Annotated in this window: 8 protein-coding genes; 1 reads left to right on the top strand and 7 read right to left on the bottom strand. The window is 61.8% G+C overall.

Annotated elements, in window-relative coordinates:
• The 4 genes from V7N12_RS12510 to rpsL all read right to left on the bottom strand — a co-directional run.
• Nucleotides 1-364: GTP-binding protein (locus V7N12_RS12510; protein ID WP_333714937.1), on the bottom strand; the 364-nt coding region annotated here is incomplete at its 3' end.
• A 69-nt stretch (nucleotides 365-433) separates the two neighbouring features.
• Entirely contained in the window at nucleotides 434-2,557 is a 2,124-nt protein-coding gene (gene fusA, locus V7N12_RS12505) for an elongation factor G (RefSeq protein ID WP_333714936.1), read from the bottom strand.
• Nucleotides 2,558-2,572: 15 nt separating this feature from the next.
• Nucleotides 2,573-3,043, bottom strand: coding sequence for a 30S ribosomal protein S7 (rpsG, locus tag V7N12_RS12500; protein ID WP_333714935.1), 471 nt, complete (start codon nucleotides 3,041-3,043; stop codon nucleotides 2,573-2,575).
• Between the two features lie 95 nt (nucleotides 3,044-3,138).
• Nucleotides 3,139-3,510, bottom strand: a complete 372-nt coding sequence (gene rpsL / locus V7N12_RS12495; RefSeq protein WP_055294782.1) for a 30S ribosomal protein S12 — start codon at nucleotides 3,508-3,510, stop codon at nucleotides 3,139-3,141.
• 402 nt (nucleotides 3,511-3,912) lie between these two features.
• Here rpsL and V7N12_RS12490 point away from each other — a divergent pair, with 402 nt between their 5' ends.
• Nucleotides 3,913-4,476 (top strand): hypothetical protein, encoded by a 564-nt coding sequence (locus tag V7N12_RS12490; RefSeq protein ID WP_333714934.1) that lies wholly within the window; start codon nucleotides 3,913-3,915, stop codon nucleotides 4,474-4,476.
• On the opposite strand, the gene V7N12_RS12485 is transcribed toward V7N12_RS12490, so the two are convergent.
• The 3 genes from V7N12_RS12485 to rpoC all read right to left on the bottom strand — a co-directional run.
• Complete coding sequence (locus V7N12_RS12485) at nucleotides 4,473-5,375, bottom strand: DMT family transporter (protein WP_333714933.1); 903 nt, start codon at nucleotides 5,373-5,375, stop codon at nucleotides 4,473-4,475. The two genes, V7N12_RS12490 and V7N12_RS12485, sit on opposite strands and share 4 nt — an antisense overlap.
• A 61-nt stretch (nucleotides 5,376-5,436) precedes the next feature.
• Nucleotides 5,437-5,844, bottom strand: a complete 408-nt coding sequence (locus V7N12_RS12480) for a universal stress protein (RefSeq protein WP_333714932.1) — start codon at nucleotides 5,842-5,844, stop codon at nucleotides 5,437-5,439.
• A gap of 136 nt (nucleotides 5,845-5,980) precedes the next feature.
• Nucleotides 5,981-9,376: DNA-directed RNA polymerase subunit beta' (gene rpoC, locus V7N12_RS12475; RefSeq protein ID WP_333714931.1), on the bottom strand; the 3,396-nt coding region annotated here is incomplete at its 5' end.

Below are 9,376 nucleotides of genomic sequence, written 5' to 3'. Positions count from 1 at the left end.
CGACCTGGCGCGCCAGCAGGATGTGCTCGCGCGTCTGCGGCATCGGGCCGTCGGCCGCGTTCACCACCAGGATCGCGCCGTCCATCTGCGCGGCACCGGTGATCATGTTCTTCACATAGTCGGCGTGGCCGGGGCAGTCGACGTGGGCGTAGTGGCGTGCTTCGGATTCGTATTCGACATGCGCGGTCGAGATCGTGATACCACGTGCCTTTTCTTCGGGCGCGCCGTCGATCTGGTCATAGGCGCGGAATTCGCCGAAATACTTCGTGATCGCCGCCGTCAGCGTCGTCTTGCCGTGGTCCACGTGACCAATCGTGCCGATGTTCACGTGCGGTTTGTTACGTTCAAACTTTGCCTTAGCCATGGATGGCCTCCTAGAATTTGTGTTGATGCGAGGCCCCGGACCGCGTCCGGGGCGCGTAACCTTTCGGGGTTACGCGTATTTCTTCTGGATCTCTTCCGAGATGTTGCTTGGCACCGGATCGTAATGATCGAACTGCATCGTAAACTGCGCACGGCCCGACGACATCGAGCGCAGGGTGTTGATGTAGCCGAACATATTCGCCAGCGGCACCATGGCGTCGATCGCGATGGCGTTGCCGCGGGTATCCTGCCCCTGCACCATGCCCCGACGCGAGGTCAGGTCACCGATGATGCCACCGGTATATTCCTCGGGCGTCACCACCTCGACCCGCATGATGGGTTCAAGCAGTTTCGCACCGGCCTTGCGCATGCCTTCCCGCATACACATCCGCGCGGCGATCTCGAAGGCCAGAACGGACGAGTCGACGTCGTGGAACTTGCCGTCCAGCAGTTGCACCTTGAAGTCGATCACGGGGAAGCCAGCCAGCGGGCCGCTGTCCATGACGGACTTGATGCCTTTTTCGACGCCGGGGACATATTCCTTCGGCACCGCACCGCCGACGATCAGCGATTCGAACGAATAGCCTTCGCCAGGCTCGGTCGGGACGATGTTCAGCTTGACTTCAGCATACTGACCGGACCCACCCGACTGCTTCTTATGGGTATAGGTGTGTTCGACAGCGTGACCGATGGTTTCGCGGTAGGCCACCTGCGGCGCACCGATGTTGGCTTCAACCTTGAACTCGCGCTTCATGCGGTCGACGAGGATGTCGAGGTGCAATTCGCCCATGCCCTTCATGATGGTCTGTCCGGATTCGAAATCGGTCTCGACGCGGAAGGACGGATCTTCGGCGGCCAGACGTGCAAGGGCGAGGCCCATCTTTTCCTGGTCTGCCTTGGTCTTGGGTTCCACAGCGATCTCGATCACCGGCTCGGGGAAGGTCATGGTTTCCAGAACCACCGGATCCTTTTCCGAACACAGCGTGTCACCGGTCGTGGTGTTCTTGAGACCGCCCAGCGCGATGATGTCGCCCGCGAAGGCTTCGTCGATTTCCTCGCGGTTGATGGCGTGCATCATCATCATCCGGCCCACACGCTCTTTCCCGCCTTTGGTGGAGTTGAGCATGCTGTCGCCCTTGCGCAACTGACCCGAATAGATCCGCGTGAAGGTCAGCGAGCCGACGAAGGGGTCGTTCATGATCTTGAAGGCCAGACCCGAGAACGCCATGTTGTCGTCCGCGCGGCGGGCGATGTTGCGGGTTTCGGTTTCGTCACCTGGCTTGAAGCCCATGTAATCGACAACGTCCAGCGGGCTGGGCAGATAGTCGATCACGGCGTTCAGCAGCGGCTGTACACCCTTGTTCTTGAACGCCGAACCGGCCAGCACCGGCACGAACTTCATCGCCAGCGTGCCCTTGCGGATCAGCTTGCGCAGAGTCTCGACGTCAGGCTCTTCCCCTTCGAGGTAGGCCATCATCGCGTCGTCGTCCATGTCCACGGCCATCTCGATCAGCTTGCCGCGCCATTCCTCGGCCTCGGCCTTCAGACTGTCGCGGATTGGCTGACGCACCCAGGATGCGCCCAGATCCTCGCCCTGATAGACCCATTCTTCCATCGAGATCAGGTCGATGACGCCTTCCAGCGCAGTTTCGGCACCGATCGGCAGCTGCACGGGGGCAGGCACGGCACCGGTCCGGTCCGCGATCATGCGCACGCAGTTGAAGAAGTCGGCGCCGATCTTGTCCATCTTGTTGACAAAGACGATGCGCGGCACCTTGTAGCGGTCGGCCTGACGCCAGACGGTTTCGGTCTGCGGCTCGACACCGGCGTTGGCGTCCAGCAGGCAGATCGCGCCGTCAAGCACGGCCAGCGAGCGTTCCACCTCGATGGTGAAGTCGACGTGGCCGGGGGTGTCGATGATGTTCATCCGGAACTTCGTGTCGGATGTGCCATCGGCGGTCGGGTCTTCCTGACGTTGCCAGAACGTGGTGGTCGCAGCGGACGTGATCGTGATGCCACGTTCCTGTTCCTGTTCCATCCAGTCCATCGTGGCGGCACCGTCGTGCACTTCGCCGATGTTGTGGGATTTGCCGGTGTAATACAGGATCCGCTCGGTGCAGGTGGTCTTGCCGGCGTCGATATGCGCCATGATCCCGAAGTTGCGGTAGCGCTGCAGTGGATAGTCGCGTGCCATTGATATCGGTTCCTCTTACCAGCGGTAGTGGCTGAACGCTTTGTTGGCGTCGGCCATCTTGTGGGTGTCTTCACGTTTCTTCACGGCGGTGCCGCGGCCGTTGACCGCGTCGATCATCTCGCCGGCGAGACGTTCTTCCATGGTGTTCTCGTTGCGCTTCTTCGCAGCGGCGATCAGCCAGCGGATGGCCAGTGCCTCGCGGCGCTCGGGGCGGACCTCGACGGGGACCTGATAGGTCGCACCACCAACCCGGCGCGAGCGGACCTCGACGGCGGGTTTGATGTTGTCGAGACCTTCGTGGAACACTTCCACAGGGGATTTCTTCAGTTTCGCCTCAACGCGGTCGAAGGCGTTGTAGACGATACGTTCGGCGACGGATTTCTTTCCGTCGACCATGAGGTTGTTCATGAATTTGGTCAGAACGATATCGCCAAACTTTGCGTCTGGCAGGACTTGGCGTTTTTCAGCGGCGTGACGACGTGACATGCGCTTCTCTCTTTTAGGTTCAATCGCCCCGGACCTGATCCGGGGCCGCGTTTCAACATGAGATCCCGGATCAAGTCCGGGATGACGCTATCGCGTCACTTCGGACGCTTTGCGCCGTACTTCGAACGACGCTGCTTACGGTCTTTGACACCCTGGGTATCCAGAACACCGCGCAGGATGTGGTAACGGACACCGGGAAGGTCTTTCACACGGCCGCCCCGGATCAGAACAACCGAGTGTTCCTGCAGGTTGTGGCTTTCACCGGGAATATACGAGATGACTTCGAAACCGTTGGTCAGGCGGACCTTCGCAACTTTCCGCATCGCCGAGTTCGGCTTTTTCGGCGTGGTCGTGTAAACGCGCGTGCAGACGCCGCGTTTCTGGGGGCAGCCTTCCATGTGCTGCGACTTGGAGCGGGTGACTTTCGGCTGGCGCGGCTTGCGGATCAGCTGCTGAATCGTTGGCATCGTTTGATGTTCCCATCTATTCACATATTGCGTCCGGCAAACGCGAGGGTTTCTGACAACGCGCCTTCGTCGATGAAAGCACAAAAAATCCGCAGTCGAACCCTTACCGGAGGTTCGGTGCGGCGAGTTCCAGAGGAACAGGACGACAAAATTGTCCGGTTCTTGGCCACTACAGGTCTGATATCGGGACGACGAGGGTGATCCTCTACCCGGATGGCGGGCGTATAGGGGGTTGCGGGGGTGCTGTCAACAGCAGCCGAAGGCGGCTCAGCCTGCACGCCGAAATCGCGCTCGGAGGGTGCGATCAGGACGACGGTTATCGCATAGCAGCCAGCATTTATTGCCTATCAAGGGCGGTTGGCCGTTTCTGGCAGCAACCTTCATCCTGACAGGAGCCTTGCCATGAAACGTGCCCTTCCAAGCCTGACCCTTCTTGCCGCTGTCGCCGCCTGTGCCAGCCCGAATCCTCCGAGTATTTCGGCCGCGGACGTGAACCGCGCCTATGCCGAGGCGCGCTATATCAGCGGCCTGCCCTTCACGGCGACCGCCGATCTGCCCACCGGCAGCACCACCTATCGCGGCCAGCTTGGGGCCGATGTCTCGGGCGATCTTTCGGGCAGCATCCTTGGCGACATGCGCATGGATGTGGATTTCGCCCGCAACGATGTCGGCGGGTCGGTGACCAACATCAACCTGATCGACCCCAACGGGCGGCCCAACCAGCGGCTTGACGGCAGCCTCGGCATCGACGGTGTCGAAAGCAGCGGGCGGATCGACGCCTTCGCCGCGGGCAAGCTGACGGCGGTCGATGAAGGCTTCCTGCGGGACACCGATGTGCTGCTGACGCTCGACGGTGACGTCTTCGACGACCGCGGGCGCGGCGATGCTGTCTTCGGATCGGCCATCGGCACCGGCACCGGTGATCTCGATATCGGCATCAACGGGGTCTTCTTCGGCACCCGCTAGCGGATGCGGTCGGGGATCATCCGGGGGATGCGCTTCAGTCTGGTCTCGCGGTAGAGGGTGAAAAGCCCTGTCGCGACGACCAGCGCCGCGCCGGTCAGCGCCAGCGCATTCGGCCATTCGTCGAAGATCGCCACCCCCAGCACAAGCGCCACCAGCAAGCTGCTGTAGCGGAAGGGCGCGACAAAGGCGATCTCGCCCACGCGCATAGCCACGACCGAGCAGATGTAGCCGATGATCAGAAAGGACGTGGCCCCCGTCAGTTGCAGGACCGTTCGCGGTGTGAAGCTGACCCAATCGATGAAGAGCGACCCGATCGCCCCCATCAGGGTCACGCCGACCGCCGCGACGAAGGCCACAAAGGTCGATGGCACGGTGTAGGACAGCCGACGCACCGCCACATCCCGCAGCGTTACGCAAGCCACCGAGGCCACGGCATAGAGGCTGTAACTGCTGAAGTCCGCCCCGCCCGGCTGGATGATCAGCAGGACACCGACGAAACCGATCGCAATCGCCGTCATCCGCCGCCAGCCAAGCGGTTCACGCAGAAAGACCGCCGCAGCAAGGCTGACAGACAGCGGCAGCGCCTGCAGAATCGCGCTGACATTGGCGATGGGCATGTGAAAGAGGGCGGTGAGGAAAAAGAACGTGCCCCCCACCTCGCCCATCGTGCGCATCACCAAAAGGCCCCAGTCCCGCGCCGGCAGCCGAAAGCGCAGATGGCCCATCATCCGGCAAAGGGCGGCCAGAAACACCACCGCCGCCAGCCCCCGAAAGAAGATCGCCTGAAACAGCGGGATCTCGTCCGACAGGGCCTTCATGAAGGCGTCGTTGAAGGTATAGGCGCACATGGCCGCAACCATGATCAACGCACCGCGGATATTGTCGGACAGGGTATTCATAAGCGCCGCTTATCAGGGCGCTACGGGTCTCTCTAGTCAGAATACGCCGTCGCGGTCGCAATCAGCGCAACACATGCACCGCGCAATGGGCGTGCCGGACGACCTTGGCGGCTGTGGACCCCAAGAGATAGTCCTGCATCCCCGGTCGGTGGCTGGCGATGATGATCAGGTCGATGGCGTTGTGCTTGGCGTGATCGAGGATCGTGTGCGAGGCATAGCCGTCGATGACCAGCGATTTCGCATTGTCGATCCCCGCCACCATCTGCTCGAGGCTTTCGCGGATATCGGCCTTGGCGCCCTCCAGATGGCCGGCGGGCAGATACTGGGTCGCGTATTGCGGCAGGATTTCCATCACATGCAGACAGGTGATCTTGCCGCCTTCGGTGCGCAGGGCCTGGGCCACGGCAAGGGCACCCTTGGAATCGCGGCCTTCTTCGAATGAAACGGGGACGAGGATGTTGGAATACATGGAAAGCCTCCTTTTTGGTGGCCCCAGGTTACCCTGTCGCGGGTCGTCGGGCCTTGATCCAAATCACGTCCCTTGCGCAAACGAAAACGGCCCCTGCTTTCGCAAGGGCCGCCTTCAATCCTGCAAACCGTCCGGTTTATTCGTCGTCACCCGCCGGTGCGGTGCCGAAGACCTGATCGTCGCTCACGTCGCCTGCCATCTCCATCGGCGCGGCGAGCGCTGCGGCGGCTTCGGCCTCTTCGCGGCGGGCCTCGATCACGACGTTGTCGCGGTCGGCGGCGATCCGGCGCACGCGCTGCGTCGCGCCACCGGTCCCGGCGGGGATCAGGCGACCGACGATCACGTTCTCTTTCAGACCGATCAGCTTGTCACGCTTGCCCTGCACCGAAGCCTCGGTCAGCACGCGCGTGGTTTCCTGGAACGATGCGGCCGAGATGAACGACCGGGTCTGGAGCGAGGCCTTGGTGATCCCCAGAAGGATCGGCTCGCCCGTTGCCGGACGGTCGCCGCGCGCCAGCGCCTTTTCGTTGGCTTCGTCGAATTCGGCCTTGTCGACGGTTTCACCCTTCAGCAGAACCGTGTCACCGCTGTCGTGGATCTCCCATTTCTGAAGCATCTGACGCACGATGACCTCGATGTGCTTGTCGTTGATCTTGACGCCCTGCAGGCGGTAGACGTCCTGCACTTCGTCGATCATGTAATCGGCAAGCGCCTCGACCCCCAGAACCGCAAGAATGTCGTGCGGGGCCGGGTTGCCGTCCATGATGAAGTCACCCTTCTGGACAAAGTCACCTTCCGCAACGGGAATGTGCTTGCCCTTGGGCACCATGTATTCGACGCGGATATCCGCGTCATCGGCGCTTTCGATCGCGATGCGGCGCTTGTTCTTGTAGTCCTTGCCAAAGCGCACGTAGCCATCGATTTCGGCGATGATCGCGTGATCCTTGGGCCGGCGGGCCTCGAAGAGTTCGGCCACACGCGGCAGACCACCGGTGATGTCCTTGGTCTTGGCACCTTCGCGCGGGATACGGGCGATGACGTCACCGGCCTTGATCTCTTGGCCGTCTTCGACCGACAGGATCGCGTCCACCGACATCGGATAGGCGACGGGGTTGCCGTCATCCTTGACCGCAGGTTCGCCGTTCTCGCCGACCACGATGATCTTCGGTGCCAGTTCGTTGCCCTTGGGTGCGGCACGCCAGTCGGCCACGATGCGCTGGGTCATGCCCGTCGCATCGTCGGTTTCCTCGCGCACGGCGATACCGTTGACCAGATCGACCCATTTGGCCGTCCCCGACTTCTCGGCGATGATCGGCAGGGTATAGGGGTCCCATTCGAACAGTTTGTCGCCGCGCAGGACGTTTGCGCCCTCTTTGACAAAGACCTTCGAGCCATAGCCGACCTTGTGGGTCGCCCGCTCGCCGCCTTCCTCGTCGAGAATCGCCAGAACCATGTTGCGGCCCATGACGACCATTTCACCGGCCGCGTTTTCCAGCAATTGCGCGTTCTTGTACGCGATCTTGCCGGGCTGCGAGGCCTCTTGGAAGGACTGCTGGCCACCTTGGGCAACACCGCCGATGTGGAAGGTCCGCATCGTCAGCTGTGTGCCGGGTTCGCCGATCGACTGTGCGGCGATGATGCCGACAGCCTCGCCGATGTTGACGCGGGTGCCGCGCGCAAGGTCACGACCATAGCACATCGCGCAAACGCCGTCCTCGGCCTCGCAGGTCAGCGGGCTGCGGATGCGCATCTTGCCGATGTTGGCCTGATCGATCAGATCCGCCTTGCGTTCGTCGATCAGCTCGCCCGCTTCGACCAGCACCTCGTCGGTGCCCGGCTTGAGCACGTCATCCGCCGAGACACGGCCCAGCACGCGTTCGGCCAGCGAGGCCACGACCTCGCCGTCGTTGACGGCGGCTTCGGCGGTGATCGCACGGTCGGTGCCGCAATCAAGCTGGCGCACGATGCAGTCCTGCGCGACGTCCACCAGACGGCGTGTCAGGTAGCCCGAGTTCGCCGTCTTCAGCGCGGTATCCGACAGACCCTTGCGGGCGCCGTGGGTCGAGTTGAAGTATTCAAGAACGGTCAGGCCTTCCTTGAAGTTCGAGATGATCGGCGTCTCGATGATCTCGCCGTTCGGCTTGGCCATCAGGCCGCGCATCCCGCCCAGCTGCTTCATCTGCGTGACCGAGCCACGGGCGCCGGAATGCGCCATCATGTAGACCGAGTTCGGCTCGGCCTCGGCCCCGCTGGCGTCCTTGCCGGCGGTCGAGATCGTGGCCATCATCGCATCCGTCACCTTGTCGTTGGCTTTCGACCAGGCATCGACGACCTTGTTGTACTTTTCACCCTGGGTGATCAGGCCGTCCATATACTGCTGTTCGAAATCCTTGACCTGTTCACGGGTCTCGGCGACCAGTTCCCACTTGGTGTCCGGCACGACCATGTCGTCCTTGCCGAAGGAAATCCCCGCCTTGAACGCCTCGCGGAAGCCCATTGTCATGATCTGGTCACAGAAGATGACGGACTCTTTCTGGCCGCAGTAGCGGTAAACGGTGTCGATGACCTGCTGCACTTCTTTCTTGCGCAGAAGGCGGTTCACCAGATCGAATGGCGCCTTGGCGTTCAGCGGCAGAAGCGCGCCCAGACGCAGACGGCCCGGTGTGGTCTCGAACCGCTTGACGACCTCGTTGCCTTCGTCGTCGATCTGGGTGATGCGCGCGTTGATCTTGGCGTGCAAATGCACCTCGCCCGCAGTCAAGGCATGCTCGACCTCTTCGATATTGGCAAAGGACATGCCTTCGCCCTTCATGCCTTCGCGCATGATGGTCGTATAATAGAGACCAAGGATCATGTCCTGCGACGGCACGATGATCGGCGCGCCGTTGGCAGGCGACAGCACGTTGTTCGTGGACATCATCAGAACGCGGGCTTCCAGCTGCGCCTCAAGGCTGAGGGGCACGTGAACAGCCATCTGGTCACCGTCGAAGTCGGCGTTGAAGGCCGAACAGACCAGCGGGTGAAGCTGGATCGCCTTGCCTTCGATCAGCACGGGTTCGAACGCCTGGATGCCCAGACGGTGCAGCGTCGGCGCACGGTTCAGCATGACGGGGTGTTCGCGAATGACCTCGTCCAGAATGTCCCAGACCTCTGGACGTTCCTTCTCGACCAGTTTCTTGGCCTGCTTGACGGTCGACGACAGCCCCTTGGCTTCAAGGCGCGAGTAGATGAACGGCTTGAAAAGTTCGAGCGCCATCTTCTTCGGCAGACCGCACTGGTGCAGCTTGAGTTCCGGACCGGTCACGATGACCGAACGGCCCGAGAAGTCGACGCGCTTGCCCAGAAGGTTCTGACGGAAGCGGCCCTGCTTGCCTTTCAGCATGTCGGACAGCGATTTCAGCGGACGCTTGTTGGCACCGGTGATGACACGGCCACGGCGGCCGTTGTCGAACAGCGCATCCACGGATTCCTGCAACATCCGCTTTTCGTTGCGGACGATGATGTCAGGCGCGCGCAGTTCGATCAGACGCTT

The organism is Yoonia sp., from assembly GCF_036770585.1.
Taxonomy (GTDB): Bacteria; Pseudomonadota; Alphaproteobacteria; order Rhodobacterales; family Rhodobacteraceae; genus Yoonia.
Note: the sequence above shows the minus strand (reverse complement) of the source record. Positions and strands in the feature narration are given on the sequence as shown.

Coding starts and splice junctions, on each gene's coding strand:
- fusA (WP_333714936.1), bottom strand. CDS start 2,557: ATGGCACGCGACTATCCACTGCAGCGCTACCGCAACTTCGGGATCATG.
- rpsG (WP_333714935.1), bottom strand. CDS start 3,043: ATGTCACGTCGTCACGCCGCTGAAAAACGCCAAGTCCTGCCAGACGCA.
- rpsL (WP_055294782.1), bottom strand. CDS start 3,510: ATGCCAACGATTCAGCAGCTGATCCGCAAGCCGCGCCAGCCGAAAGTC.
- V7N12_RS12480 (WP_333714932.1), bottom strand. CDS start 5,844: ATGTATTCCAACATCCTCGTCCCCGTTTCATTCGAAGAAGGCCGCGAT.
- V7N12_RS12485 (WP_333714933.1), bottom strand. CDS start 5,375: ATGAATACCCTGTCCGACAATATCCGCGGTGCGTTGATCATGGTTGCG.
- V7N12_RS12490 (WP_333714934.1), top strand. CDS start 3,913: ATGAAACGTGCCCTTCCAAGCCTGACCCTTCTTGCCGCTGTCGCCGCC.